Source organism: Diaphorobacter sp. LR2014-1 (assembly GCF_002916785.1).
GTDB lineage: Bacteria > Pseudomonadota > Gammaproteobacteria > Burkholderiales > Burkholderiaceae_C > Diaphorobacter > Diaphorobacter nitroreducens.
This window is the reverse complement of the sequence record NZ_MTBE01000023.1, coordinates 1-25533: the sequence shown is the minus strand read 5'-3', so window position 1 is coordinate 25533 and position 25533 is coordinate 1. Positions and strand designations below refer to the sequence as shown.

Here is a 25533-nt window from a genome sequence, read left to right as displayed (position 1 = left end):
CGGATTCTAGGCAAGCGCCGCACGAGACGCACCCGCGTGTTCCCTAACGCGAAATGACTGCACATCGCATTGACGTTGCGCAACATTCCTGCATATCCACACTCAAACCCGTGCGCATTCGCCAGAAACATGAGCCCCGCCCCTCCTACAGTGAAGCGACACACCCTAAGGAGACTGACGATGACTGCCGCCCTGCCCCTTCGCGCCACCCACGACGCCGACGCCTGGGAGAACCCCATGGGCCTGATGGGCTTCGAGTTCGTGGAGTTCACCTCGCCCACCCCGGGGCTGCTGGAGGCGGTCTTCGAGAAGCTGGGCTTTACGCTCGTGGCGCGCCACCGGTCCAAGGACGTGCTGCTGTACCGGCAGAACCAGATCAACTTCATCCTGAACCGCGAGCCGGCCAGCCAGGCCGCGTACTTTGGCGCCGAACACGGCCCCTCGGCCTGCGGGCTGGCCTTTCGCGTGAAGGATTCGCACCAGGCCTACCGGCGCGCGTTGGAGCTGGGCGCCCAGCCGATCGAGATCCCCACCGGCCCCATGGAACTGCGCCTGCCGGCCATCAAGGGCATCGGCGGCGCGCCGCTGTACCTGATCGACCGCTTCGAGGACGGCAAGTCCATCTACGACATCGACTTCGACTTCCTGCCCGGCGTGGACCGGCGCCCTGTGGGGCACGGCCTGAACGAGATCGACCACCTCACGCACAACGTGTACCGGGGCCGCATGGGATTCTGGGCCAACTTCTACGAAAAGCTCTTCAACTTCCGCGAGATCCGCTACTTCGACATCCAGGGCGAGTACACGGGTCTGACGTCGAAGGCCATGACCGCGCCGGACGGCAAGATCCGCATCCCGCTGAACGAAGAGGCCAAGCAGGGCGGCGGGCAGATCGAGGAATTCCTGATGCAGTTCAACGGCGAGGGCATCCAGCACATCGCGCTGATCTGCGACTCGCTCGTCGAGGTGGTGGACAAGCTGGGGCTGGCGGGCGTGCCCCTGGCCCCGGCGCCCAACGACATCTATTACGACATGCTGGACACCCGCCTGCCGAGTCACGGCCAGAACGTGGCGGAACTACAGGCGCGCGGCATCCTGCTGGACGGCACCACGGCCGACGGCACGCCCCGTCTGCTGCTGCAGATCTTCTCCACGCCCATGCTGGGGCCGGTGTTCTTTGAGTTCATCGAACGCCAGGGCAACTACCGCGAGGGTTTCGGCGAAGGCAACTTCAAGGCGCTGTTCGAATCGCTGGAGCGTGACCAGATCCGGCGCGGCGTCCTGCAGACCCAGGCGTGAGCCCTGGGCGCGGCCCGGCCATGGAATGACGCACTGCAACAACGGCTTTCTATACTGAGCGCCCTTTCAAAGAGAGTCGGGAGAAATTCAATGTTGCGTCGCCGTCAATTGGTGGGTTCCCTTGCGCTGTGCATGGCTTGCGCCGTACAGGCACAGAACGCATCCGCCCCCATGACCATCGTGGTGCCCTACGCGGCCGGAGGCCCGCTCGATAAGAGCGCGCGCATCCTGGCCGAAGGGGCACAGGCCCAACTCGGGCCCATCCAGGTGCAGAACAAGCCGGGCGCCGGCGGCAACCTGGGCGCAGACACGGTGGCCAAGGCGCCCAAGGGCGGCAACCTGCTGGTGATGGGTGCGGTCGCCACCCATGCCGTGAACCCCTGGCTGTACAAGAATTTCCCCTACGACCCGGTCAAGGATTTCACGCCCATCGTGCTCGTCGCCCGCACACCGAACGTGCTGGTGATGAGCGCCGAACGGGCCAAGGCGTTGGATATCAGCACCACCACCGACCTCGTGAAGTACATGAAGGCCCACCCGGACCAGCTCAAGTACGGCTCGGGCGGCAACGGCAGCATCGGCCACATCGCCGGGGAGATGTTCAAGTCGCTCACCAACACGCGCATGCCCCATGCGCCCTTCCAGGGCGCGGGTCCGGCGCTCAAAGCGCTACAGGACGGCGGCGTGGACATCGTGTTCGACAACCTGGCGTCGTCACTGCCGCTGATCCAGGGCGGCAAGCTCAAGGCGCTGGGCGTGACATCGCTGGGCAGCGACGACGCCCTGCCCCACGTGCCCAGCATCAACAGCGAGGTGCCCGGCTTCAACGTGTCCACCTGGTTCGGGCTGTTTGCCCCCGCCACGCTGCCCGCCGCCGATGCACAGAAATACGCCACGGCGTTCTCGAAAGCCATGCACTCGCCGGCCGGCAAGGCGCAGTTCCAGAAGATGGGCCTGACGCCCGAAGAACTCACGCTGGGCGGCTTCGGCAGCTTCGTGCGCTCGGAACTGGGCAAGTACGAATTCCTCATCAAGGCCGCCAAGATCCACATCGACTGAACGCCGTCCTGCACTCCCGCCCGCCGGCCCACACCAGGCCGGCGGTGCACGACGACGGCGTGGTTCCAACAAGGAGACAAGCACCATGGGACAAGCCCCCGTCGTCTACGGACAATCCAGCCGCCCGCCGCGCGGCGACTATTCGCGTGCGCAGGAGGATTACACCTGCGCGCAGAACTTCGCGGCCTACACCGCCGCCGACCACGACACCTACCACCGCCTGTACCAGCGCCAGTCGGCCCAGCTGCAGGGCCTGGCGAGCGAGGCCTTCATCCAGGCCCTGCCGCTGCTGGGCGCCAAGGAGCGCATCCCGCGCTTCGATGACGTGAACGAGCGCCTGTACCGCGCCACGCGCTGGGAGCTGGTGGCCGTGCCGGGGCTGATCCCCGAGGTGCCGTTCTTCTCGCTGCTGGCGAACCGCAAATTCCCGGTCACCGACTGGATTCGCACGCCCCAGGAGTTCGACTACATCGTCGAGCCCGACGTGTTCCACGACCTGTTCGGCCACGTGCCGCTGCTGTTCAACCCGGTGTTTGCCGACTATGTGCAGCGCTATGGCGAAGGAGGCCTGAAAGCGGCGGGACTGGGCGCCTGCGAGATGCTCTCGCGCCTGTACTGGTACACGATCGAGTTCGGCCTGATCCGCCAGCAAGGCGGGCTGCGCGCCTATGGCGCGGGCATCCTCAGCTCGCGCGGCGAACTGCCCTACGCCGTGCACAGCCCCGAGCCGCAGCGCCTGCCACTGGAGCTGGAACGCACCATGCGCACGCGCTACAAGATCGACACCTACCAGCAGACCTACTTCGTGATCGACAGCTTCGAGCAGCTGTTCGACCTCACGGCGCAGGATTTCGCGCCGATCTACGAACGGCTGCGCGGCGAGCCCGAGTTCGCGGCCGATGCGCGCGAGCCGCTCCCGGCCTGAAGCGCGTCGCCGACACGCTCAGGGCTGCTCGAGCAGCGCCAGGCAGTCCTGCAGCACGCGCGGGTGGAACGCCATCTCGACGTGCGCCACCCCCTCGATGAAGCGGTTGTCCGCGCCCTGCAGCATCGCTGCCGCGGGCGGATAGACCACGTTGTCGCAGTTGGAGTACCAGCACACGAAGACTGCGGCGCGTGCCGGCGGCTCGTCTTGCCCCAACTGGTGCACCCAGGGGCCGTGCAACCGCATCTGCCGGCCATTGGTGCTGCGTGCGCCGCGCGCGGGCCAGGTGCCGTGGTGCGGCGATCCCAGCGTGACGATGCGGTGCACGCGCTGCTCGCTGCCCGGCACGGCGCGCAGCCAGGCGCGTGCGGCCAGACCACCCATGCTGTGGCCCACGATCAGCGGCGACCGCCCAGTGGCCTCGGCCACGCTGCGCACGGCATCGTCGATGGTGCGGCAGTAATCGTCGATGGAGCCGAAGGCGGGCTCCAGGGTCACGGCCACGAAGGCATGGCCGCGCGCACGCAGCAGCGCCAGCCAGGGCGTCCAGAACCCTCGGTTGCACAGGAAGCCGTGCACCAGCACCACGCCGCGCGGGCCGGGCACGTCCGACGCGCGCGGTGGCAGCCAGTCCGCCACGGCCTGGTGGCGGAACGGCTGCCACCAACCGAAGACCAGGCTGGCCCAGCGTGACTCGGCCCACCAGGCGCGCAGCAACTGCCCGGCGCGCGGACGCGGCGTCGCATCCCCCCGGCAAACCCAGGCCATCAAGAAAAATTGCGGCGCCATGCCCAGGCGGAACATCAGCGGGACCGCGGCCACGCCCGCCAGCGCCAGCGCCGGCGAACGGCCCCAGAACCAGGCCATCCAGCCCGCGATCAACAGCAGATGCACGGCCACCGCCCAGCGTTGCCAACGCGCGTTCGTCATGAAGCTCCCTTGTGGTGGTTGTGGTGTGTCGCTTGGGTGACCTCTGCGGCATCCGGACTAGGACAAGCCCGGTATGGCGCGTCGAAGGCCACTTCCACAATCGGTGCGATCTTGCCCCATACCGCAACGAGGACCCTTGCATGGAACGAATCTGGCTCAAGAACTACCCCGCTGGCGTGCCGCACGACGTGGATGCCGATGCCTACCCCTCGGTGGCGCAGATGCTGGAGGAATCCTTCCACCGCCACGCCGACAGCCCGTTCTCGGTGTGCATGGATCGGTGGATGAGCTACCGCGAACTCGACCGCCTGTCGGCCCGGCTCGGCGCGTGGCTGCAGGGCCAGGGTCTCGCGCCCGGTGCGCGCGTGGCCATCATGCTGCCCAACGTGCCGCAGTTCGCGGTGACCATGGCCGCCGTGCTGCGCGCGGGTTACACGTGCGTGAACGTGAACCCGCTGTACACCGCGCGCGAGCTGGAGCACCAGCTCAAGGACTCGGGCGCCTCGGCCATCGTCATCCTGGAGAACTTCGCGCACACGCTGGCCGAGGTGATCGACCACACGGCCGTGCAGCACGTGGTGATCGCCTCCATGGGCGACCTGCTGGGCGCCTGGTACGGACGCTGGATCACCTTTGCCGTGCGCCACCTGGCCAAGATGGTGCCCGCGTACGAGCTGCCCCTGACGGGCGGGCGCCAAGTGATCAGTTTCAAGCGCGCGCTGGCCCTGGGCGAGCGGCGCACGCTGACCCCGGCGCGCGTCGCGCCCGACACGCCGGCCTTCCTGCAGTACACGGGCGGCACCACGGGCCTGTCCAAAGGCGCAGTGCTCACCCAGCGCAACATCGTCGCCGCGACGCTGCAGGCCGAGGCCTGGTTCACCCCCGCGCTGGGCAAGATCGGCGACCTGAGCCGCGCCAACAGCATTGCCGCGCTGCCGCTGTACCACATCTTCGCGCTCACGCTGTGCCTGCTGGCCATCCGCCAGGGCTCGCGCCTGACGCTGATCCCGAACCCGCGGGACATCCCCAAGTTCGTGGAGGTGCTGAAAAAGCGCCCCTTCCACATGCTGCCCGCCGTGAACACGCTGTTCAACGCACTGCTGCAGAACCCGCAGTTCCGCCATCTGGATTTCTCGCAGCTGTGCGTGGCGCAGGCCGGCGGCATGGCCGCGACCGAGGCCACGGCCCAGCAGTGGAAGTCCGTGACGGGCGCCACCATGATCGAAGGCTGGGGCATGAGCGAGACCTGCGCCATCGGCACCAACAACCCGGTGAACAGCACCGCCTTCAGCGGCAGCATCGGCCTGCCGCTGCCGGGCATCGACATCGCCATCAAGGACGACGCAGGCGCGAGCCTGCCCATCGGCTCGGCGGGCGAAATCTGCATCAAGGGCCCCAACGTGATGCCCGGCTACTACAACCAACCCGAGGAAAATGCCAAGGCCTTCACGCCCGACGGCTTCATGCGCACGGGCGACATCGGCGTGATGGACGAGGAGGGCTATACGCGCATCATCGACCGCAAGAAGGACATGATCCTGGTGAGCGGCTTCAACGTCTTCCCCAACGAACTGGAGCAGGTGGTGGCCCTGTGCCCGGGCGTGCTGGAATGCGCCGCCGTGGGCGTGGCCGACGACAAGCAGGGCGAAGCCATCAAGGTGTTCGTGGTGCGCAGCGACCCCTCGCTGACCGAGGACGACGTGGTGCGCTACTGCCATGAACACCTGACCGGCTACAAGCGGCCAAAATACATCGAATTCCGCGACGAACTGCCCAAGACCAACGTGGGCAAGATCCTGCGACGGGAGCTGCGCGACGGCAAGTGATGCCGCGCTCCGGTTACTCCAATTTTCATAGCTGATGCCGCTTGTTCCACCTGCCCTACCACCGGAAATCATTGTCATCGAGCGCGGCTGGCTGTCGGCCAACAACGTGCTGCTGTTGGGGCGCGACTGCACGGCGCTGGTGGACAGCGGCTACTGCGCCCACGCGCCGCAAACCGTGGCGCTGGTGGAGTCGGCGCTGGACGGGCGTGTGCTGGACCAGTTGCTCAATACCCACCTGCACAGCGACCATTGCGGCGGCAATGCCGCGCTGCAGGCGCGCTGGCCGCAGCTTGCCACCCGCATCCCCCCGGGGCAGTGGGCACAGGTGCAGGACTGGGACCCGGTGGCGCTGAGCTACGTGCCCACCGGCCAGGAGTGCCCGCGCTTTCGTGCCGACGGCGTGCTGCCCCCCGGCACCGAGGTGCAGCTGGGCGACCGCGCGTGGCAGGTGCACGCAGCCCCGGGGCATGACACCCATGCCGTGGTGCTGTTCGAGCCGCACGCCCGCGTGCTGATCTCGGGCGACGCGCTCTGGGAGAACGGCTTCGGCGTGGTGTTCCCCGAACTGGACGGCGAGCAGGCCTTTGCCGAGGTGGGCGCCACGCTGGATCTGATCGAGCGGCTGAACCCGCTCACCGTGATCCCCGGCCACGGCAGCGTGTTTGGCGACGTGCCCGCCGCGCTGGCGCGGGCGCGGCGCCGGCTGGCGGGTTTCGAGGCCGACCCGGTCAAACACGCGCGCCACGCGGCCAAGGTGCTGCTCAAGTACAAGCTGCTGGAATGGCAGCAGGCGCCGCTGGCGCAAGTGCATGCCTGGTTGGCGGCCACACCGTACTTCGGCCTGCTGCACCAGCGACACTTTGCGCAGCAGACCGCATCCGTCTGGGCCGAGCAGCTGATGCAGGAACTGGTGGACGCCGGCGCGGCCCGGCGCGAGGGCGGCGCGCTGCTCAACGCCTGATCGCCCTGCCGCCGTGTGCCATCCGGCAGCGGGATATGCGCCAGCATTGGCCGAATGCTTGCCGCGCTGGGCGGGACTTGGCGGGACTTCGCGCGCCCAACCGTGTGTTTGTTGCCAAACCACCACAAAACACCACTGCTGCTGACGTTTCCGCCACTGTGGGTGAGGCATTTTTGCACTTATTGACGCAAACGAGATTGATTCGCAACAATAATCCCTAGCGAATAATTCCAACCTCTCGTTTCCAGCAATGCCCTCCTCCTCCCCTCTCAAGAAGCCCAAGAGCCTGCGCATGGCCGCAGCCCTGCTGCCGCTGAGCGCCATCGCCCAGGTGCAGCCCACGCCCGCCCCCGTCACCACCCTGCCCACGGTGACGGTGCAGGAGCAGGCCATCGATCCCAACCCCAACGCCGAGGTCGGCGCGCCCTACAAGGCCAAGACCTCCGCCGACACGCGCCACACCCGCCCGCTGGCCGAGACGCCGCAGACCATCCAAGTGGTCACCGGCGAGGCCATCCGCGACTCCGGCGCCACCGACCTCAAGCAGATCCTGGCCGCGCAGCCCGGCATCACCCTGGGCACGGGCGAAAACGGCAACGCCTTTGGCGACCGCTACATCATCCGCGGCCAGGAGGCGCGCTCGGACGTGTTCGTGGACGGCCTGCGCGACCCCGGCATGACCACGCGCGAGAGCTTCGCCATCGAGCAGGTGGAGGTCACCAAGGGCCCCAACTCCAGCTTCGCGGGCCGCGGCTCGGCGGGCGGCGCGGTGAACGCCGTGACCAAGCAGGCCACGCTGGACTATGACTTCACCCGCGTGTCCGCCGGCGTGGGCACCGACAGCCACCACCGCGTGACGCTGGACATGAACAAGGGCTTCACCGACAAGTTCGCCCTGCGCGCCAACGCTCTGACCTCGGGCGAGGACGTGCCGGGCCGCAGCCCCTCGCAGCGCCGCCGCGACGGCCTGGCCCTGTCGGGCCTGTGGGAGCTGAACCAAGACCTGTCCGTCACGCTGGACTACTACGGCCTGCGCGCCAAGGACAAGCATCCCGACCTGGGCGGCTACCTCGTGGGCACGGTGCCCAACCGCCGCCCCGCCACGGGTGTGCCGGTCTATGCGCAGAACAGCGACTTCCTGAATTCCGACGTGGACACGGTCACCGCGCGCATCGCCTACCGCTTTGCGCCCGACCTCAAACTCACCAGCCTGACGCGCTACGGCCAGTCGGACAACCGCTACGCCACCACGGGAGCCTCCAACGGCACGGTGCTGGACGCGGCCAACAACCCGATCGGCACGGCCGGCGTGCTGGACGGCGGCCACACCGGCTGGCAGGACGTGAAATATTTCGCGCACCAGAGCAACCTGCGCTGGGACAAGCAGATCGGCAGCCTCAAGCATGAATTCATCTTCGGCTTCGAATACACCGACCACAAGGTGAAGTCCGGCAACTACGGCGTGACCAACACCGGCGCCACCAACTGCCGCGTTTCGGGCCGCAACGGCCCGCAGGCCGGCTGGTGCATCACTGATCTGAACGGCAACCCCGTGAGCAACCTGGGCGACTTGGCCGGCCGCAGCTACGAACGCCGCAGTTGGACACGCGACTGGCGCGTGAAGACCTTCGCGCTGTCGGCCATGGACACGGTGGACCTGACCGACCAGTGGACCGTGTTCGGCGGCCTGCGCGCCGACCACTACGACCTGTCGCTGGACACCCGCAACAACCAGACGGGCGCGATCACGGGCAACTACGGCTTCAACGACACACTGCTCAACGGCCACCTGGGTGTGAGCTACAAGATCAACCCCATGGGTATGGTCTATGCAAGCTACGGCACGGCGCAGGACATCAACGGCGGCGAACCCGACACCGGCACGAGCAGCGGCTACGGCGGCCTGGTGATCCACAACGGCAGCGCCGCCGGCGCCAAGCCCGAGACCTCGCAGAACATCGAGCTGGGCACCAAGTGGAACCTGCTGGACGACAAGCTGCTGGCCACCGCCGCCGTGTTCCAGACCACCAAGGACGACGTGATGGAGGGCGCCAACTACGACACTGAAGGCACCTTCAATACCGGCAAGAACCGCGTGCGCGGCATCGAACTAGGCCTGGCCGGCAATCTCACCAAGAACTTCCAGCTGCAAGCCGGAGCGGCGATCATGAAATCCAAGGTGCTGCGCTCGGCCGTGGCGTCCAACGTGGGCAACCCGCTGTCCAACTTCGCCGACCGCTCCTTCACCGTACAGGGCAAGTACCAGCTCACGCGCGACTTCTCCTTCGGCGCCGTGGCGCGCTACGAGAGCAGCCGCTGCGGCGGCCAGCCCGACACCGGTGCCGGCTACACCAACGGCATGTGCTCGCAGCCAGTGCCCTCGTTCAGCGTGTACGACCTGTTCGCGTCCTACCGCATCAACAAGCACGCCGACCTGCGCCTGAACGTGCTGAACGTGACCGACAAGGACTACTACACCGCCGTGTACCGCTCGGGCGCCTTCCTGTACAAGGGCGACGGCCGCGCAGTGCGCCTGACGTTGAACCTGGACTTGTAATCAAATAGGCTGCTAGCGCCTGATGGACAAGCGCTAGCAGCTATCAAATTTGATGACACCACATATTCCCGCAGGCGTCTGGAACGCCATCGATTACGAACGGCTCGCGCCCCAGCACATGGACGCGGGCCGTCTTGCCTATGTGGCCGGCGGCTGCGGCTGGGACCGCACGGTGGCCGCCAACCGCGCCGCCTTCGCCGCCTGGGCCATCGTGCCGCGCCTGCTGCGCGACGTGCGCGGCGGCCACACGCGGCTCACGCTGGGTGGGCTGGACCTGCCCCACCCGCTGCTGCTGGCCCCGGTGGCGCACCAGCGCCTGGCCCACTCCGAGGCAGAAGTCGCCACCGCCCGCGCCGCCCAGGCCACGGGCACCTGCCTGGTGGCCAGCACGCTGTCGTCGTGCACGCTGGAGACGATCGCGGGTGCCGCCGGCCCCGCGCGCTGGTTCCAGCTGTACCTGCAGCCCGAGCGAGAACACACGCTCGCCCTGCTGCGCCGCGCCGAGGCCGCGGGCTACCGCGCCATCGTGCTCACGCTGGACGCCAGCATCCAGCTGGCCAGCCGCAGCGCGCTGCAGGCGGGTTTTGTGATGCCCGCCGACTGCACGCCCGCCAACCTGGCGGCCTACCCACCGCCCGCGCCGCCCGTACTGGGCGCGGACGACAGCCGCATCTTCCAGGGCGCCATGCGCCACGCCCCTACCTGGGACGACCTGCGCTGGCTGCTGGGCGAGACCCGCCTGCCCGTATGGATCAAGGGCGTCATGCACCCCGACGACGCCCGCGCGCTGCAGGCGGCGGGCGCGGCCGGCCTCATCGTCTCCAACCACGGCGGGCGCAGCCTGGACGGCGCGCCCGCGTCCCTGCATCGCCTGCCCGCCGTGCGCGCCGCCGTGGGCGAGGGCTACCCCGTGCTGCTGGACGGCGGCGTGCGCAGCGGCGCCGACGCCTTCAAGGCCCTGGCCCTGGGGGCCGACGCCGTGCTCATCGGCCGCCTGCAGATGTACGCCCTGGCCGTGGCGGGTGCGCTGGGCGTGGCCCACATGCTGCAGCTGCTGACCGAGGAGCTGCACGCCTGCATGGCTCAGGCCGGCTGTGCCCAGCTGTGCGACATCACCCCCAATTGCCTCACACCGCAACCACCATGCTGATCTCCATCGACCAGGTCCTCTCCAAAACGGAGGTGCGCGACTTTCGCGCCCAACTGGACGCCGCCGCCTGGGACGACGGCGCCGCCACCGCCGGCACGCTGGCCAAGAGCGTCAAGCGCAACCAGCAGATCACCGACGGCAGCGAACTCTGCCAGCGCCTGGGCCAGCACATCCTGCGCCGGCTGAGCAGCACGCCGCTGTTCATCAGCGCCGCGCTGCCGCGCACCATCTACCCGCCGAAGTTCAACCGCTACGCCGACGGCGGCACCTACGGCGCGCACGTGGACAGCGCGCTCATGTTCCTGCCCGGCAGCCACCAGCAGATGCGCACCGACCTGTCGGCCACGCTGTTCCTGGCCGAGCCCGAGGAATACGACGGCGGCGAGCTGGAGGTGGAGGGCCCCTTCGGCGTGCAGGCCGTGAAGCTGGCCGCCGGCGACATGGTGCTGTACCCCTCCAGCAGCCTGCACCGCGTCACGCCCGTCACGCGCGGGGCGCGCGTGGCATCGTTCTTCTGGATCGAGAGCCTGGTGCAGGACGAGGGCGAGCGCACGCTGCTGTTCGACCTGGACCAGTCCATCCAGCAACTCACGCCGCTGGTGGCGCCCGACGACCCGCGCCTGGTACAGCTCACGGGCGTGTACCACAACCTGCTGCGCCGCTGGGCCAGGCCCTGAGCACACCGGCGAACGATCACCGCAACCCATTCCTTCCCGGCAAGAAAGAGAGCCCCGCATGACATCCTGGATCTCGCACATCGCCGCCCTGGCGCTCGCCGTCTCGGCCAGCAGCGCCTTCGCCCACGGCAAGGTCACCTGCCCCGAGCATCCCCCCGCCGAATGGCGACCGCACACCGAGCTGGAGCAGAAGCTGCTGAAGGAAGGCTGGACCGTGCGCCGCATGGAAAAGACCGAGACCTGCTACGAGGTCTACGGCAAAGACCCGCAGGGCAAGCGCGTGGAAGCCTTCTTCGACCCCAAGACGCTTGAGCGCGTTCAAGACTGACGGTGCGCGCGCCGCCGGCGCACCGCTGCGCGTGTGGGACCGGCCCGTGCGCCTGCTGCACTGGGGCCTGGCCGCGTGCGTGGCCGTGGCCTGGTGGAGCAGCGACGACACCGGTCCGCTGCACGAGCGCGTGGGCTACGTGGCCCTGGCCCTGCTGGCCGCGCGCGTGGCGTGGGGATTCGGCGGCAGCCGCTATGCGCGCTTCGCCCAGTTCGTGCGCACGCCGGCGGCCACGCTGGCCTATGCGCGCCTGGCGCTGGCGGGCCATGCGCCGCGCTACCTCGGCCACAACCCGCTGGGCGCCTGGATGGTGCTGGCACTGCTGGCGATCATGGCGTTGCTGGGCTTCACCGGCTGGCTCTACACCACCGACCGGTTCTGGGGCTATGGCTGGCTGGCCCACCTGCACCAGTCCCTGGGCTGGGCCCTGCTGGCCTGCGTGGCCCTGCATGTGGGCGGTGTGCTATGGACCTGCCTGCAGCACCGCGAGAACCTGGTGCGCGCCATGGTCACCGGCCGCAAGGCGCCGCCGCGGGGTGACGATGTGGCATGAAAAATGGCTCCAGCGCTTACTCTGCAAGCGCTGAAAGCTCCTTTTTATATAGCGCAGCAGGCCCTCAAGGCAGATTCAAGGCAAATCCTTGTTCGGCTCCGGCGCGCGCGCGTCGCGCGGGCCCACCGTGCCCAGCCGGCTCTTGAGCGATTGCGGCTGGCCGGTGAGGATGGCGGCGTAGTTCACCGTGTTGGCCAGCACCTTCTTCACATAGTCGCGCGTCTCGCTGAAGGGCACGTTCTCGGCCCAGATGGCCGCGTCCAGCACCGGGCCGTTGCGCCAGTTGCGCGGGCGGCCCGGACCGGCGTTGTAGGCTGCCGCCGCCAGGGGCATGGAACCGTCGAAGTCGTCCAGCGCCAGCTTCAGATAGGCGGTGCCGATGGTGATGTTGGTGTCGCGGTCGTAGAGCTGCTGGGGGGAGAAGCCCTCCAGGCCGATCTTGCGCGCCGTCCAGCGCGCGGTGGCGGGCATCACCTGCATCAGGCCCGACGCGCCCACGCCCGAGCGGGCATCCATGATGAAGCGGCTTTCCTGGCGGATCAGGCCATAGACATAGGCCGGGTCCAGCCCGATGCCCCGCGCGCGCTCCACCACGGCGGAGCGGAACGGCATCGGAAAGCGCTGCGCCGCGTCGATCACGCCCTTGGTGCGCTCGCTGGTGTTGATGCAGCGGTCCCACACCTCGCGCTGGCAGGCGAAGTCGGCCGCCGCCAGCAGCTCGCGCTCGCCCATGCCGCCAGGGGTGTGCAGGTTGGTGGTGTAGTTCCACTCGCGCACGCCTTCGCTGCGCAGGCCCATCAGGATGGCGTACAGCGCACGGTTCAGGCCGGGGTTGGCGCGCGCGGTGGCTTTTTCTTCCTCGGTCAGCGGTGCGGGCGCCGGGGGCGGCGTGACGCGCTCGCCCAGCTCCTCCAGCGCCAGCTGTTCATAAAAACCCGTGGTGCCGGCGATGCGCGCATACAGCTGGCGCGCGGCCGCGCGATCCTCGTCGCCGGGGCGGTTGGCCATGAGGGCGCGCGCCTTCCAGTACGTCCAGACGCTTTCCTGGCGCGCCGCGGGGCTCATGGCATCGATGCTGCGGCCCACCAGCTTCCATTGCCCGGCCCGCAGCGCGGCGCGCGTGCGCCATGCCAGCATGTCGTCGGTCAGGTCGGCGTCGCGGCCCACGTTGGCGTAGTAGCTTAGCGCATCGGGCGACAGCGCCGTGGCGGCCTGCTTGCCGATCAGGCCCCAGAGCCAGTTGCGCTCCTCGGCCGACAGGTGCGGCCCCCATTTGCTGTCCAGCAGGCTGGCGGCGTTGGCGACATCGCTCATGGCCATGCGGGTCAGCGCCAGCACCACCAGTTCCTGACGCTCCTTGCCACGCGCCGTGGCGCGGCCCGTGAGGTACTTGGTGGGCGAATCCAGCGCCTCGCGCAGTTGCGGCAGCGCATCGGGCGCGACGATTTCCACCGCCTTGCGCACCACGCGCAGGCGGTTGGCCTCTGCGCCCAGACGCGCCTTGCGCCACACGTCCAGGGGCTTGATTTTCTTGGCGGCCAGCATCTCGGCGGCGGCACTGGAGCAGCCGTCGTCCAGCTCGCGCAGCGCATACCAGTGGCGCAGCATCTCAGCGCCGGCACTCTCGGCGGCCGTGCCCTTGATCTGCTCGATCGCGAGCGCGTAGCAATGCACCTCGCGGTCATCGCCCATGCGGAACTGCGGGTGAAATTCTGCGAACTGGTCCCAGTCGCGGCGTTGGCCCAGCAGCAGCAGCCAGTCGTTGCGCAGACGGTCTTCCTGGTAGGTGCCCGCCCAGCGCTGCAGGAAGGCGGTCACTTCGGAGGGCTGGGCCTCCTCCAGCCGCGCACGCAGTTCCCAGTACGCGGCCCAGGGCTCCAGGGCATGGCCGCGCGCGCCCGGCAGCAGCGCGGCAAGCCGCTGCTTGTCGCCCTTGCGGAAGGCCTTTTGCATCTCCAGGACGGTGTCATCGCCGCGGTTTTGCGCCCCGGCCCACGGCGCGGCGGTGGCCAGGGCAGCGCCGGCGATCAGCGGTGTCAGAATCTTCATCCAAAGCATTGGGGGATTATGTGATGGACAAAGCAGCCCTGCGCCGCGCATTGGTAGAACAGCGCCTGAATCTGCCGGACCGCCTGCAGCGCGCCGACCAGTTGCAACGCGTGATGCGCATCTGGCTGGTGGACCGCCCGGACACCATCATCGGCGCCTACTGGCCGATCAAGGGTGAGTTCGATCCGCTGCCCGCGCTGCACCGCTGGAAGGAAGATGGCGAGTTGCTGGACGAGCCCCAGCTGCGCCGCATCGGCCTGCCCGTGGTGGACAAGGTGCACAAGACGCTCACCTTCCACGCCTGGTATCCCGGCTGCCCCATGGAGGAAGACGCCTACGGCATCCCCAAGCCCAAGGACACCGAGCTCATCCACCCCACGCTGCTGTTCGTGCCCTGCGTGGGCTACGGCCCGGGCGGCTACCGCCTGGGCTACGGCGGGGGCTTCTACGACCGCACGCTGGCTGCGCTGCAGCCCCGCCCCGCCACCGTGGGCCTGGGGTTCACCCACGGCTACCTGGACGACTTCGAGCCCGAGGCACACGATCTGCCGCTGGACGCCATACTCAACGACAACGGCGTGGTCTGGCCGGTTTGACGCTTCAAAAACAAGAGCGGCTTGCGCTTGGCATCCGGTGCTTTCAAGCAAATAACGAGCTCAAACCCTGTGATTACGGGCGCGAGCAGCTCTTTTTAACGTAGCACCACAGCATCAAGGAACCCCTCCATGCTCCAGCTCTACATCGGCAACAAGAACTATTCCTCCTGGTCGATGCGCCCCTGGGTGCTGCTGCGCCAGGCCGGCATCGCGTTCGAGGAAGTGCCCGTGCGCTTTGACAGCTTCGATGCCAATTCGCAGTTCAAGCGCCAGCTCAAGGCCGTCACCCCCGTGGCCAAGGTGCCCGTGCTGGTGGATGGGGACATCACCGTCTGGGACAGCCTGGCCATCGCCGAATACCTGGCCGAGCAGTACCCCGACAAGCACCTGTGGCCCCAGGACAAGGCCGCGCGCGCCCGCGCCCGCAGCGTGGTGGCCGAGATGCACAGTGGCTTCGGCGCGCTGCGCAGCCACTGCGGCATGAACATCGAGGCCCGCCTGCCCGAAGTGGGCGAGATCGTGTGGCGCGACCAGCCCGCCGTGCGCGCCGACGTGCAGCGCCTGATCGACATGTGGAGCGAGCTGCTGGACCAGCACGGCGGCCCCATGCTGTTCGGCCAGTTCAGCATTGCCGACGCGTTCTATGCGCCGGTGTGCATGCGTCTGGCCACCTTTGCCCTGCCCGTGCCTGAACACATCACCGCCTATGTGCAGCGCGTGCAGCAGTTGCCGGGCGTGAAGGCCTGGATCGACGGCGCACTGGCCGAGCAGGACTTCGTGCCGTTCGACGAGCCCTACCGCGCGCGGCGCGGCTAGCCCGCCGGCGCGTTGCCATGAAACTGCACATCCTGTCCGACCTGCACCTGGGCGTGCAGGGCATGGAGCACCCGCGCACCGACGCGGATGTGGTGATCCTCGCGGGCGACATTGCCCGCCCCGCGGCCGCCGTGGCCTGGGCGCAGGGCTTCGCCAAGCCGGTGCTGTACGTGCCGGGCAACCACGAGTTCTACGGCTCCAGCCTGCAGGACACCGTGCAAGAGCTGCGCCGTCTGTGCGAGGGCAGTCCCGTGCACCTGCTGGACAACCGCAGCCTGGTGCTGCAGGGCGTGCGCTTCATCGGCAGCACCCTGTGGAGCGACTTCCGCGTGGCCGGCGATGGCGCCGCCCGCACCGAGGCCATGGCCCAGGCCCAGCAGTTCATGCGCGACTTCAGCCGCATACGCGCGGGTGGCGCAGACGGCGGGGCGCTCTTCACGCCCCAGCACGCGGCCGACCTGTTCGACGCCAACGCACGCTGGCTGGCGCGCGAACTCGCCCAGCCCTTTGCCGGCCCCACCGTGGTCGTCACCCACCACGCGCCTTCGCCACACAGCATCCACCCGCGCTTTGCGGGTTCGCCCATCAACGCCGCCTTCGTGTCCGACGCACAGGCCCTGGTCGAGGGCAGCGGCGCGCGGCTGTGGGTGCATGGGCACACGCACGACAGCTTCGACTACCGGCTGCACGGCACACGCGTGCTGTGCAACCCGCGCGGCTATGCCAAGGATGGGCAGGTGGAGAACGCGCGGTTCAACCCCCACCTGGTTGTAGAGGTGGCGTAACCACCAGTCAGGCCAACGCGCCGAAAGGCCTGCACCACGGCCGACGACACCCACCCACCTGCGTGCCCGCGTCCCGCTGGCCGAGCGGCGCCATGGCTTTTCACCTGGACAAGCCTGCGGGTTGCGCCTGCAAACCGGCCGTGGTCGCACGCTGCGCGCGGCGGACGACGCCGGCATCGACGAGGACGATCTGCGCAGCGAAGAATGCTTCGGCTACTGCCACCTGCGCCCTGCCTCGTCCAGCGGGGCGGCAGTCCTGGCGATGACGTGCGGACAGCGACCGATTCCAGGTTGAATACACTGCCCCCATGCAGATTTACATGGTGGGCGGCGCCGTGCGCGACCGGCTGTTGGGCCGCCCCGTCAATGACCACGACTGGGTCGTCGTCGGCGCCACGCCCGACGACATGGTGGCACGCGGCTACCTGCCCGTGGGGCGCGACTTCCCCGTCTTCCTCCACCCCGAGACGCGCGAGGAATACGCGCTGGCGCGCACCGAGCGCAAGAGCGGGCGCGGCTACCGCGGCTTCGTGGTGCAGACGTCGCCCGACGTGACACTGGAAGAAGACCTGTCACGGCGCGACCTTACTATCAATGCAATAGCTGCCAGCGCTGACTGGACGGGCGCTGGAGACCTGTTTGACCCTTATGGCGGCGCGCGCGACCTGCAGGCGCGGGTACTGCGCCATGTGACCGACTCCTTCCGCGAGGACCCGGTGCGCATCCTGCGCGTGGCGCGCTTTGCGGCGCGTTTCACCGACTTCACCGTGGCGCCCGAGACGATGCAGCTCATGCGCGAGATGGTGCACGACGGCGAGGCCGACCACCTGGTGCCCGAGCGCGTGTGGCAGGAGCTGGCGCGCGGGCTCATGGAGCCGCAGCCCTCGCGCATGTTCGACGTGCTGCGCGACTGCGGCGCGCTGGCCGTGGTGCTCCCCGAGGTCGAGCGCCTGTGGGGCGTACCCCAGCGCCCCGAATACCACCCCGAAGTGGACACCGGCGTGCACCTGATGATGGTGCTGGACATGGCAGCCCATTTGCAGGCCCCGCTCGCCGTGCGCTTCGCCTGCCTCACGCACGACTTGGGAAAAGGCACCACGCCGCACGACGTGCTGCCGCGCCATATCGGCCATGAGCAGCGCAGCGCGCGGCTGCTCAAGGCCGTGTGCGAACGCTTGCGCGTGCCGGTGGAATGCCGCGAACTGGCCGACGTGGTGGCGCGCGAGCACGGCAACATCCACCGCAGCGGCGACCTGGGCGCTGCCGCGCTGGTGCGCCTGCTGGAGCGCTGCGACGCCATCCGCAAACCCGCGCGGCTGGACGAGATCCTGCTGGCCTGTGAATGCGATGCGCGCGGACGCCTGGGTTTTGCCGATCGGCCCTACCCGCAGCGCGCGCGCATCAACGCCGCGCTCGCGGCCGTGCAGTCGGTCACCACCAGCAGCGTGGCTGCGCACGCTGCGCAACTGGGCCTGAGCGGCCCCAAGGTGGGCGAGATGATTCACGCCGCCCGCGTACAGGCCGTGGCCGACTGGCTTCACGCCACCGCGCAGCCTGCCCCAGAACCTCGGGGCAACGCTGGCTGAGCACCTGTGGTGCCTGGCCCCGGTGAGGATTCCCGGTGAGGATTGGCTGCGGGTACGCAGCAACAGCCATTCGTATGGCGAATCGTTAGCGCCGCGGCCCCACAACAGGGGCGAGCGCCACACGAGGGTTGGTTCCGCAGCGCCTTACACCGACTGCACCCAGCGCGCGATATCGGCCGCGCCCAGCGCGCCGGAGATGCGCGCTGCCTCCTGTCCGCCGCGAAACAGGATCATCGTCGGGATGCTGCGGATGCCGTAGCGCGCCGCGATCGCGGGGTGCGCCTCGGTATCCAGCTTGGCCAGCCGCATGCGCGGCTCCAACTCGCGCGCAGCCTGTGCGAAGGCTGGCGCCATCTGGCGGCAGGGGCCGCACCACGGCGCCCAGAAGTCCACCACCACCGGCAGGTGGCTGCGCGCCACATGCCGGTCGAAGCTGGCCGCATCCAGCGCCAGCGGTTCGCCCGTGAACAGTGGCCGATGGCAGCTGCCGCAGTCGGGCGCACTGCCCAGTTGCGCGGCCTGCACGCGGTTGGTGGTGTGGCAGTGGGGGCAGACGACATGCAGTGCTTCGGGGGAGCTCATGGAGGACCTCGCGGGGGTTGGCGAAACCAGGCAATTGCGGGTAAGGGGCCAGGTTTTCAATGCCTACGGCCCTGCGGGTAGCCGGCCTACAGTGGCCGCGCGCGTGCAGGGTTAAGGTTGCGGGCGATGCCCACGCCGCCTCTGCCGACTTCCCGCCACGCCCTGTTCCTCGACTTCGACGGCACGCTGGCCGACATTGCCGCACAGCCGCATGCCGTGCAGCTGCCGCCCGGCGTGGTGGACTGCCTGCAAGCACTGCATGTGCGGCTGGAGGGGGCGCTGGCCATCGTCACCGGCCGCACCATGGCCGATATCGACCATTTTTTGGACCCGTTGCGCCTACCCGTGGCCTGCGAGCATGGCGCGCATTACCGCCTGGGCAACGGGCGCAGCGGCGGCCTGCCGGTGCTGCCACTGCAGCCGCTGCTGGCCGCGCTGCGCCCGCTGATGGCGCAGCACCCCGAGCTGCTGCTGGAGGCCAAGAGCGCCGGCCTGGCGCTGCACTACCGACAGGCGCCGCAACTGCAGGCGCTGTGCCTGCAGGCGATCACACAGGCGCTGCGCGAGGTGCCGGGGGCCGAGTTGCTGCACGGCAAGTTCGTGTACGAGGTCAAGCCCGTGGGGCCGGACAAGGGCCGCGCGATCACGGACTTCATGCGCCTGGCTCCCTTCGCCGGGCGCGCGCCGCTGTTCGTGGGTGACGACGTGACGGACGAAGCCGGCTTTGCCGCCGCGCAGTCGCTGGGGGGCCTGGGCATCAAGGTGGGCGAAGGCGCGACGCGCGCCCACGCGCGGCTGGCCACACCTGCTGCCGTACGCCAATGGCTGCAGCACGCCGTGGGCGAGGAGATCACATGACGAGCAAAGCACCTCACGTGGGCGCCACCGCCATGGCCGCACCGTCACTGGCGCTGGGAATGATCGGCAATTGCACCATCAGCGCGCTGGTGGATGCGCGCGCCTGCATCGTCTGGAGCTGCATGCCACGCTTTGACGGCGACCCGGTGTTCAATGCGCTGGTCCAGCCCGGCCCCGATGGCAGCCGCTTCGCCATCGAGCTGGAGGACTTCGCCCGCAGCGAGCAGTGGTACGAGCCCAATACCGCCGTGCTGCGCACGCACCTGACCGACGCGCATGGCAATTGCCTGGAGGTGACCGACTTCTGCCCGCGCTTCTTCGCACGTTCTCGCGCCTTTCGCCCCGTGATGCTGGTGCGCCGCGTGCGACCGGTGCGCGGGGCCCCGCGCATCCGCGTGCTGGTACAGCCGCGCTACGACTGGGGCATGGCCCTGCCCGCCCTCACGCGCGGCAGCAACCACATCCGCTACGTGGGGGGCGACTTCACGCTGCGGCTGAACACCGACGCGCCCGTGGCGTACGTGCTCTCGGGCGAGCCCTTTGTAGCGGGGCGCGAATACAACTTCCTGCTCGGTGCAGACGAAACGCTCTCCGGCGGCATTGGCGACACCGCACGCCACTATGAGCAAGAGACCGTGTCGTACTGGAAGCACTGGACCCAGCGCCTGCATCTGCCGCTGCAGTGGCAGGAGGCCGTGATCCGCTCGGCCATCACGCTGAAGATGTCGCTGTTCGAGGACACGGGCGCCATCGTCGCGGCGATGACCACGAGCATCCCCGAATCGGCGCACAGCGGCCGCAACTGGGATTACCGCTACTGCTGGCTGCGCGACGCGTTCTTCGTGGTGCGCGCGCTCAACAGCCTGTCGGAAGTGGGCACCATGGAGGACTACCTGCGCTGGCTCGGCAACATCGTGGCCAAAACCGGCAGCGGCCACATTCAGCCGCTGTACGGCATCGGGCTGGAGCACGAGCTGCCCGAATCCGTCCTGCCCCACTTGGCTGGCTACCGCGGCATGGGCCCGGTGCGCGTGGGCAACCAGGCGGCGGAGCACTTCCAGCACGACGTGTACGGCAACATCGTGCTGGGCGCGGCGCAGTCCTTCCACGACCGGCGGCTGCTGCACCCCGCCGGCGCCGCGGAGTTCGAGCGCCTGGAGCGCGTGGGCGAGCTGGCCGTGCAGGTGTACGGCAAGCCCGACGCGGGCATGTGGGAGCTGCGCACGCGCGCGCGCATCCACACCTCGTCAGCCCTCATGAGCTGGGCGGCCTGCGACCGGCTGGCCAAGATCGCACGCGCCCTCCAACTGCCCGAGCGCGCCCATTACTGGCAGCAGCATGCGCAGCGCATGCATGGCGAAATCCTCGAGCGCTCGTGGCACGCCCAGCGCCAGGTGTTTGCCGAGAGCTTTGGCGGCAGCGAACTGGACGCCAGCGTGCTGCTGATGGCCGAGGTGGGTCTGATCCACCCCACCGACCCGCGCTTCGTGAGCACGCTGGACGCCATGGAACACACGCTGTGCGACGGCCCCTTCATGCGCCGCTACGAGGCCGCGGACGATTTCGGCAAGCCCGAGACCGCGTTCAACATCTGCACCTTCTGGCGCATCGACGCGCTGGCGCGCACCGGCCGGCGCGAGCAGGCGCAGGAGATCTTCGAGGCCATGCTGGCCGTGCGCAACCCGTTGGGCCTGCTGTCCGAAGACACCCACGCCGCCACGGGCGAGATGTGGGGCAACTTCCCTCAAACCTATTCCATGGTGGGCATCATCAATGCCGCCATGCGGCTGTCCGCCCCCTGGGACAGCGTGATCTGACCTGGAGCCTTCCTGCATGAGCCGACTCGTCGTCATCTCCAACCGCCTGGCCGACCCGCGCAAGAGCGCTGCCGGTGGCCTGGCCGTGGCCCTGGGCGACGCGCTGGCACGCACGGGCGGCCTGTGGTTCGGCTGGAGCGGCACCGTCACCCCGGACGGCACACCCGGCGAAGGTGCGCTGCAAACACACCAGGCCGGCAACGTGACCCTGGCCACCGTGGACCTGTGCCAGGCGGACCACGCGGCCTATTACCAGGGCTACGCCAACAGCGTGCTGTGGCCGGTGCTGCACTACCGGCTGGACCTGGCCGACTTCAGCGCCAATTACAGCGAGGGCTACCGCCGCGTGAACCAGATGTTCGCGCGCAAGCTGCTGCCGCTGCTGCGCGAGGACGACGTGATCTGGGTGCACGACTACCACCTGGTCCCGCTGGCGGCGGAGCTGCGTGCGCTGGGTTGCCGCCAGCGCATCGGATTTTTCCTGCATGTGCCCGTTCCCCCGCCGCTCATCCTCGCAGCGCTGCCGCAACACGAGTGGCTGATGCGTTCGTTCTTTGCCTACGACCTGGTGGGCCTGCAAAGCGAGGCCGACGTCGTCCACTTCACACGCTACATGGTCAACGAAGCCCATGCGCAAGAGCTGGACGGGCAGCGCCTGCGCGCCTTCAACGCCACCGTGCGCGTGGCGGCCTTCCCCATCGGCATCGATGTGCAGGAGTTCCAGCGCCTGGGCCGCGCACCAGACGCCGTGCATACCTGCGAAGCCCTGCGCGCGGAGTATTCACGCCGCCAGCTGCTGCTGGGCATTGACCGGCTGGACTACTCCAAGGGCATCCCGCACCGCGTGCGCGCCTTCCGCCAGCTGCTGGAACGCTACCCCGAGAACGAACACAGCGCCACGCTGGTGATGATCGCCTCGCCCTCGCGCGACGACGTGCACGCCTATGCCGACCTGCGCCAGGAGCTGGAGGGCCTGTGCGGCGCCATCAACGGCGACTATGGCGATCTGGACTGGATGCCGCTGCGCTACATCCACCGCACCGTCGCCCGCAAGCGCGTGCCCGGCCTGTGCCGCGCGGCACGCGTGGGGCTGGTCACGCCGCTGCGCGACGGCATGAACCTGGTGGCCAAGGAATACGTGGTGGCGCAAGAGCCCGAGGACCCGGGCGTGCTGGTGCTGTCGCGCTTTGCCGGCGCGGCCGAGCAACTCAAGGAGGCCTTGCTGGTCAACCCCTACGACACCCAGGGCATGGCCGACGCGATCCAGACCGCGCTGCGCATGCCGCTGTCCGAGCGCCAGTGGCGCCATGAACGGCTCATGGAACGCATCCAGCGCCAGGACGTGCACTGGTGGCGCAACAGCTTCCTGCAGGCGCTGCGCGACGAGGCTGCACCGCCGGTCACCGCGCCGGCAGGGGCCGTGGCAGCCACTTGAGGGTTGTCTGGGTGCACGCGTCCTGCGCGCAGCGGCCCCGCCACGCCCCAGCCGGTCAAGGCCAACCGCTGAGTTCAACCGGGTTGCTGCAGCAGAGCCAACGCCGCGTAGTCGCCCACATGGGCGCCCAGCCCCGCAGGCACCAGCTCTACCCCGGCGGTGAGCGCGGGGAAGTAGCGCGCCAGCTGCGCACGCAGCAGCGGCAGCAGCAGCGCCTGGTGGTGCAGGAACACGGCACCGCCCAGGCTGATGCGCCGCAGGTCCAACGTGGCCACCAGGTTGTACAGCAGCCGTCCCATCAGCACGCACAGCGCCTGCACTTCGGCCAGCGCGGCAGCGTCACCCGCGTCCGCCGCCGCCATCAGCGCGGGCGCCTCCCGGCCCAGTCGGCGCGGCAGCGCACTGCCCGCGACGAGCGACTCCACATCGCCCTGGTTGCCGCAGCCGCACAGCGCCACGTCGCTGCCCGCGTCGGGGTCGCCCACGTAGCTGTGGCCGGCATGGCCCGCGTTGCCGTTCTTGCCGCGCAGCACGCAGCCGTCCACGCACAGGCCGACGCCGATGCCGGTGCTCCAGGTCACGTAGGCGCAATCGTCCTCCCCCCGCAGCGCTCCCCACAGCCGCTCGGCCTGCAGCGCGGCGACGGCATCGTTGGCAACATGCACGCGGTCTGCGCCCAGCGCCTGCGCCAAGGGCGCCTGCAGCGGCACCCGGGTCCAGTCGTTGCCCAGGCCGCGCGGCGCACCGGCGAGCCCTCCGCAGATGTTGGGGTTGACCACTTCGACCATGCCCGCATGCCGCACGAACGGCCCGCAGGACGCCACGCCCACACCCGCCAAGTCCGAACGCTTGATGCCCTGCTGCGTGCAGGCGGCATCCAGCAGCCGCAGCACCTGCTGGGCCAGCGCATCCGGCGCACCGGTCTTGGCGGTGGGCTCCGCCACGCGCGTGAGCAACACCGGCGGCCCGCTGCCGTTGGCAGGGTCCGCCAGGCACACGGCCACCTTGGTGCCGCCAATGTCCACGCCGGCATGCAGGCCCGGCGACTGGGAGGTAGGAGGTTGCTGCGGCATGGGGCCCATCATGGCGCAACCGCGGCCGCCTCGGCTGTAGGGCAAAAACGTTTATCTCAATTGATAGCTGCCGCGCTTGTCCAGCAAGGGCTAGCGCCATAAAAGGCTCACAACCATTTGACCGCTAGGCTGAGCAGGAAGCTCAGCAGCACGGTGCTGGCCAGCGGGATGAACCAGTCGCGCCCGAAGAGGCGGAACTGAAAATCCCCCGGCAGCCGGCCCAGCCCCAGGCGGCGCAGCCAGGGGGTGAGCCCGTTGATGAGCACCAGGGCGAGGAAGACGACGAGAAGCCAGCGCAGCATGGGCCGAGTGTAGGCGCCTGCAGCCCGCGTGGCGTGCCGCTAGGGCCTGTGATGGAAGGAGTCGCGAAGCTCATGACAGCCTGCCCATCAAGGCGCGTGACGCAGTGCGTGCGCCCGCACGCACAAGGAACGCAACACCGAGGGGGCTGTCATGAGCTTCCCTTCGGGTTGCCTCGCAAAGGGGCCGTCTGCGGCGTTGCCCGCGCTGGCAAGGCACGAGCCTTGCGGCGCGCAAGCGCCTGGCATCCACCTTCTTTGCGAGGCAATGCGATCCCCTTCCATAGTGTTCACAGGCCCTAGCAGGCCGTTGAAAAAGTGCTTTTCGAACGCATCAGGGACGCTGAGTGCGAAGACACGAGCTGCCCAGACGCGTCTGCGCAGCGATTGCAACGGCCCATCTGGCCGGTTTGCAGGCCCTCCCGCCCATTTCGGGCGCACGTATCCCTGGGCTCACGCATGATGCGCGTCCCACCAGCCGCCGATGCTGCCCATTCGCACAAGGTTGTAGGTGGCAAAGCACAGCAGCGCCTGGCCCGTGAGCTTGGCCTGACCGATCAGCTTGGTCTTTGCCAGACCACCGACGGTCTTGATCCAGCCAAAGGCCTCTTCGATGCGCTTGCGCACCTTCAGGCTGGTCTTGTAGCCCTCGTGCCGTGTCACTCGCGCATCCACCGCCGAGTGTTTGTCCTTGGCCGCCACGTGGGGCGTGACTTTGAGCTTTCTGCAGCCTTTGATGAAGGCCTTGCTGTCGTAGCCCTTGTCGGCACCGACCGTGGCCCGTTTGTTCCTGTTGCCCCGACGCTCCAACATGGCCAGCGCCGCCTCGCGCTCGGCCGTGCCGCTGGCGTGGGTGATCTCGACATCCACGATCAGCCCGTTGCGGTTCTCCATGAGGATGTGCCCCATGTGGCACAGGCGGGATTTGTCGCCCTGGCTCTTCTTGAACAGCCGGGCATCGGCGTCCGTGGTGCTCTCGTGGGTGTCGTTGCAGCGCTCCTGCCCCTTGAAGTCCACCTCGGGGTTGCGCCCAGGCGGCGTGCCGCTGTCGTCGTCTTTGCGCTTGAAGCTCTTGTGCGAGGCCCAGGCGTCAATGAGCGTGCCGTCCACGCTGAAGTGCTCGTCGCTGGCGAGCTTGCCCCACTGGGCACTGAGCTTGACGCGCTCGAAGAAGGCGCGGGCGAGGTCTTCGTTGAACAGACGTTCGCGGTTGGCGCTGAAAGTGGAGTGGTCCCAGACCTTGTCTTCGATGTTCAGGCCCACGAACCAGCGGTACAGCAGGTTGTAGTTGATCGCTTCGACCAACTGGCGCTCGCTGCGGATGGAGAACAGGATCTGCAGCAGCAAGGCCTTGAGCAGCATCTCCGGTGGC

23 protein-coding genes are annotated in these 25533 nt (G+C 68.6%); 17 read left to right on the top strand and 6 right to left on the bottom strand.

The window, feature by feature from the left end; translation table 11 throughout:
* Window positions 1–180: 180 nt before the first annotated feature.
* From hppD to phhA, 3 genes are all read left to right on the top strand, one after another.
* On the top strand, window positions 181–1299 hold the full coding sequence (gene hppD / locus BV908_RS15035; RefSeq protein ID WP_011803979.1) for a 4-hydroxyphenylpyruvate dioxygenase: 1119 nt from the start codon (window positions 181–183) through the stop codon (window positions 1297–1299).
* Between the two features lie 90 nt (window positions 1300–1389).
* Complete coding sequence (locus BV908_RS15030) at window positions 1390–2358, top strand: tripartite tricarboxylate transporter substrate binding protein (protein ID WP_103738544.1); 969 nt, start codon at window positions 1390–1392, stop codon at window positions 2356–2358.
* Window positions 2359–2443: 85 nt separating this feature from the next.
* Complete coding sequence (gene phhA, locus BV908_RS15025; protein ID WP_103738543.1) at window positions 2444–3283, top strand: phenylalanine 4-monooxygenase; 840 nt, start codon at window positions 2444–2446, stop codon at window positions 3281–3283.
* 18 nt (window positions 3284–3301) lie between these two features.
* Here phhA and BV908_RS15020 read toward each other — a convergent pair whose 3' ends face one another.
* Window positions 3302–4213, bottom strand: coding sequence for an alpha/beta fold hydrolase (locus tag BV908_RS15020; protein WP_103738542.1), 912 nt, complete (start codon window positions 4211–4213; stop codon window positions 3302–3304).
* A 140-nt stretch (window positions 4214–4353) separates the two neighbouring features.
* On the opposite strand from BV908_RS15020, the gene BV908_RS15015 reads away from it, so the two are divergent.
* The 7 genes from BV908_RS15015 to BV908_RS14985 all read left to right on the top strand — a co-directional run bounded on the left by BV908_RS15015 (window position 4354) and on the right by BV908_RS14985 (window position 12265).
* Window positions 4354–6039 carry an AMP-binding protein gene (locus BV908_RS15015; RefSeq protein WP_103738541.1) on the top strand — a complete coding sequence of 562 codons (1686 nt, stop codon included), beginning with the start codon at window positions 4354–4356 and terminating at the stop codon, window positions 6037–6039.
* 34 nt (window positions 6040–6073) lie between these two features.
* On the top strand, window positions 6074–7000 hold the full coding sequence (locus BV908_RS15010) for an MBL fold metallo-hydrolase (protein WP_103738540.1): 927 nt from the start codon (window positions 6074–6076) through the stop codon (window positions 6998–7000).
* A 250-nt stretch (window positions 7001–7250) separates the two neighbouring features.
* Complete coding sequence (locus BV908_RS15005) at window positions 7251–9557, top strand: TonB-dependent receptor (RefSeq protein ID WP_011803973.1); 2307 nt, start codon at window positions 7251–7253, stop codon at window positions 9555–9557.
* Window positions 9558–9609: 52 nt separating this feature from the next.
* On the top strand, window positions 9610–10707 hold the full coding sequence (locus BV908_RS15000; RefSeq protein ID WP_103738539.1) for an alpha-hydroxy acid oxidase: 1098 nt from the start codon (window positions 9610–9612) through the stop codon (window positions 10705–10707).
* Entirely contained in the window at window positions 10701–11384 is a 684-nt protein-coding gene (locus BV908_RS14995; RefSeq protein ID WP_103738538.1) for a Fe2+-dependent dioxygenase, read from the top strand. Before BV908_RS15000 ends, BV908_RS14995 begins: the two co-directional genes overlap by 7 nt.
* A 58-nt stretch (window positions 11385–11442) precedes the next feature.
* The gene (locus tag BV908_RS14990; protein WP_103738537.1) at window positions 11443–11712 is read left to right on the top strand and encodes a PepSY domain-containing protein; all 270 of its coding nucleotides are present in this window, start codon (window positions 11443–11445) and stop codon (window positions 11710–11712) included.
* On the top strand, window positions 11693–12265 hold the full coding sequence (locus BV908_RS14985) for a cytochrome b/b6 domain-containing protein (RefSeq protein WP_103738536.1): 573 nt from the start codon (window positions 11693–11695) through the stop codon (window positions 12263–12265). The genes BV908_RS14990 and BV908_RS14985 overlap by 20 nt, the downstream gene beginning before the upstream one ends.
* 75 nt (window positions 12266–12340) lie before the next feature.
* On the opposite strand, the gene BV908_RS14980 is transcribed toward BV908_RS14985, so the two are convergent.
* Window positions 12341–14323, bottom strand: a complete 1983-nt coding sequence (locus BV908_RS14980; protein ID WP_103738535.1) for a lytic transglycosylase domain-containing protein — start codon at window positions 14321–14323, stop codon at window positions 12341–12343.
* A gap of 14 nt (window positions 14324–14337) precedes the next feature.
* Between BV908_RS14980 and BV908_RS14975 the strand changes: the two genes are divergently transcribed.
* The 4 genes from BV908_RS14975 to BV908_RS14960 all read left to right on the top strand — a co-directional run bounded on the left by BV908_RS14975 (window position 14338) and on the right by BV908_RS14960 (window position 18097).
* Entirely contained in the window at window positions 14338–14910 is a 573-nt protein-coding gene (locus BV908_RS14975; RefSeq protein WP_103738534.1) for a 5-formyltetrahydrofolate cyclo-ligase, read from the top strand.
* Window positions 14911–15039: 129 nt separating this feature from the next.
* The gene (locus BV908_RS14970; protein WP_103738533.1) at window positions 15040–15726 is read left to right on the top strand and encodes a glutathione S-transferase family protein; all 687 of its coding nucleotides are present in this window, start codon (window positions 15040–15042) and stop codon (window positions 15724–15726) included.
* Window positions 15727–15743: 17 nt separating this feature from the next.
* Window positions 15744–16511 carry a metallophosphoesterase gene (locus BV908_RS14965; protein ID WP_103738532.1) on the top strand — a complete coding sequence of 256 codons (768 nt, stop codon included), beginning with the start codon at window positions 15744–15746 and terminating at the stop codon, window positions 16509–16511.
* Window positions 16512–16819: 308 nt separating this feature from the next.
* Window positions 16820–18097 carry a multifunctional CCA addition/repair protein gene (locus BV908_RS14960; RefSeq protein WP_103738531.1) on the top strand — a complete coding sequence of 426 codons (1278 nt, stop codon included), beginning with the start codon at window positions 16820–16822 and terminating at the stop codon, window positions 18095–18097.
* A 144-nt stretch (window positions 18098–18241) separates the two neighbouring features.
* Here BV908_RS14960 and trxC read toward each other — a convergent pair whose 3' ends face one another.
* A complete protein-coding gene (gene trxC, locus BV908_RS14955; protein ID WP_011803963.1) occupies window positions 18242–18679 on the bottom strand; it encodes a thioredoxin TrxC in 438 nt (145 codons plus the stop codon).
* 126 nt (window positions 18680–18805) lie between these two features.
* Here trxC and otsB point away from each other — a divergent pair, with 126 nt between their 5' ends.
* Genes otsB through otsA form a run of 3 tightly spaced genes read left to right on the top strand, consistent with a single transcriptional unit; the run spans window position 18806 to window position 22789 of the window.
* Window positions 18806–19537, top strand: a complete 732-nt coding sequence (otsB, locus tag BV908_RS14950; protein ID WP_103738530.1) for a trehalose-phosphatase — start codon at window positions 18806–18808, stop codon at window positions 19535–19537.
* Window positions 19534–21354 carry a glycoside hydrolase family 15 protein gene (locus tag BV908_RS14945; protein ID WP_103738529.1) on the top strand — a complete coding sequence of 607 codons (1821 nt, stop codon included), beginning with the start codon at window positions 19534–19536 and terminating at the stop codon, window positions 21352–21354. The genes otsB and BV908_RS14945 overlap by 4 nt, the downstream gene beginning before the upstream one ends.
* A 16-nt stretch (window positions 21355–21370) precedes the next feature.
* Window positions 21371–22789, top strand: coding sequence for an alpha,alpha-trehalose-phosphate synthase (UDP-forming) (otsA, locus tag BV908_RS14940; RefSeq protein WP_103738528.1), 1419 nt, complete (start codon window positions 21371–21373; stop codon window positions 22787–22789).
* A 74-nt stretch (window positions 22790–22863) separates the two neighbouring features.
* Here otsA and BV908_RS14935 read toward each other — a convergent pair whose 3' ends face one another.
* The 3 genes from BV908_RS14935 to BV908_RS14920 form a co-directional block, all read right to left on the bottom strand.
* A complete protein-coding gene (locus BV908_RS14935; RefSeq protein ID WP_103738527.1) occupies window positions 22864–23874 on the bottom strand; it encodes an ROK family protein in 1011 nt (336 codons plus the stop codon).
* Between the two features lie 95 nt (window positions 23875–23969).
* Complete coding sequence (locus BV908_RS14930; protein WP_011803958.1) at window positions 23970–24164, bottom strand: DUF2905 domain-containing protein; 195 nt, start codon at window positions 24162–24164, stop codon at window positions 23970–23972.
* 450 nt (window positions 24165–24614) lie between these two features.
* The coding region (locus tag BV908_RS14920; protein WP_103737516.1) for an IS5-like element ISDisp1 family transposase at window positions 24615–25533 on the bottom strand (919 nt) is incomplete at its 5' end.

Excerpts from the sequence above, each read along its gene's own strand:
- BV908_RS14995 (WP_103738538.1), top strand. The coding sequence starts at position 10,701 with ATGCTGATCTCCATCGACCAGGTCCTCTCCAAAACGGAGGTGCGCGAC.
- BV908_RS14990 (WP_103738537.1), top strand. The coding sequence starts at position 11,443 with ATGACATCCTGGATCTCGCACATCGCCGCCCTGGCGCTCGCCGTCTCG.
- BV908_RS14935 (WP_103738527.1), bottom strand. The coding sequence starts at position 23,874 with ATGATGGGCCCCATGCCGCAGCAACCTCCTACCTCCCAGTCGCCGGGC.
- BV908_RS14945 (WP_103738529.1), top strand. The coding sequence starts at position 19,534 with ATGACGAGCAAAGCACCTCACGTGGGCGCCACCGCCATGGCCGCACCG.
- BV908_RS15005 (WP_011803973.1), top strand. The coding sequence starts at position 7,251 with ATGCCCTCCTCCTCCCCTCTCAAGAAGCCCAAGAGCCTGCGCATGGCC.
- BV908_RS15030 (WP_103738544.1), top strand. The coding sequence starts at position 1,390 with ATGTTGCGTCGCCGTCAATTGGTGGGTTCCCTTGCGCTGTGCATGGCT.
- trxC (WP_011803963.1), bottom strand. The coding sequence starts at position 18,679 with ATGAGCTCCCCCGAAGCACTGCATGTCGTCTGCCCCCACTGCCACACC.
- phhA (WP_103738543.1), top strand. The coding sequence starts at position 2,444 with ATGGGACAAGCCCCCGTCGTCTACGGACAATCCAGCCGCCCGCCGCGC.
- hppD (WP_011803979.1), top strand. The coding sequence starts at position 181 with ATGACTGCCGCCCTGCCCCTTCGCGCCACCCACGACGCCGACGCCTGG.
- otsB (WP_103738530.1), top strand. The coding sequence starts at position 18,806 with ATGCCCACGCCGCCTCTGCCGACTTCCCGCCACGCCCTGTTCCTCGAC.
- BV908_RS15010 (WP_103738540.1), top strand. The coding sequence starts at position 6,074 with ATGCCGCTTGTTCCACCTGCCCTACCACCGGAAATCATTGTCATCGAG.
- BV908_RS14965 (WP_103738532.1), top strand. The coding sequence starts at position 15,744 with ATGAAACTGCACATCCTGTCCGACCTGCACCTGGGCGTGCAGGGCATG.
- BV908_RS14980 (WP_103738535.1), bottom strand. The coding sequence starts at position 14,323 with ATGCTTTGGATGAAGATTCTGACACCGCTGATCGCCGGCGCTGCCCTG.
- otsA (WP_103738528.1), top strand. The coding sequence starts at position 21,371 with ATGAGCCGACTCGTCGTCATCTCCAACCGCCTGGCCGACCCGCGCAAG.
- BV908_RS14960 (WP_103738531.1), top strand. The coding sequence starts at position 16,820 with ATGCAGATTTACATGGTGGGCGGCGCCGTGCGCGACCGGCTGTTGGGC.
- BV908_RS14970 (WP_103738533.1), top strand. The coding sequence starts at position 15,040 with ATGCTCCAGCTCTACATCGGCAACAAGAACTATTCCTCCTGGTCGATG.
- BV908_RS15020 (WP_103738542.1), bottom strand. The coding sequence starts at position 4,213 with ATGACGAACGCGCGTTGGCAACGCTGGGCGGTGGCCGTGCATCTGCTG.
- BV908_RS15000 (WP_103738539.1), top strand. The coding sequence starts at position 9,610 with ATGACACCACATATTCCCGCAGGCGTCTGGAACGCCATCGATTACGAA.
- BV908_RS14975 (WP_103738534.1), top strand. The coding sequence starts at position 14,338 with ATGGACAAAGCAGCCCTGCGCCGCGCATTGGTAGAACAGCGCCTGAAT.
- BV908_RS14930 (WP_011803958.1), bottom strand. The coding sequence starts at position 24,164 with ATGCTGCGCTGGCTTCTCGTCGTCTTCCTCGCCCTGGTGCTCATCAAC.
- BV908_RS15015 (WP_103738541.1), top strand. The coding sequence starts at position 4,354 with ATGGAACGAATCTGGCTCAAGAACTACCCCGCTGGCGTGCCGCACGAC.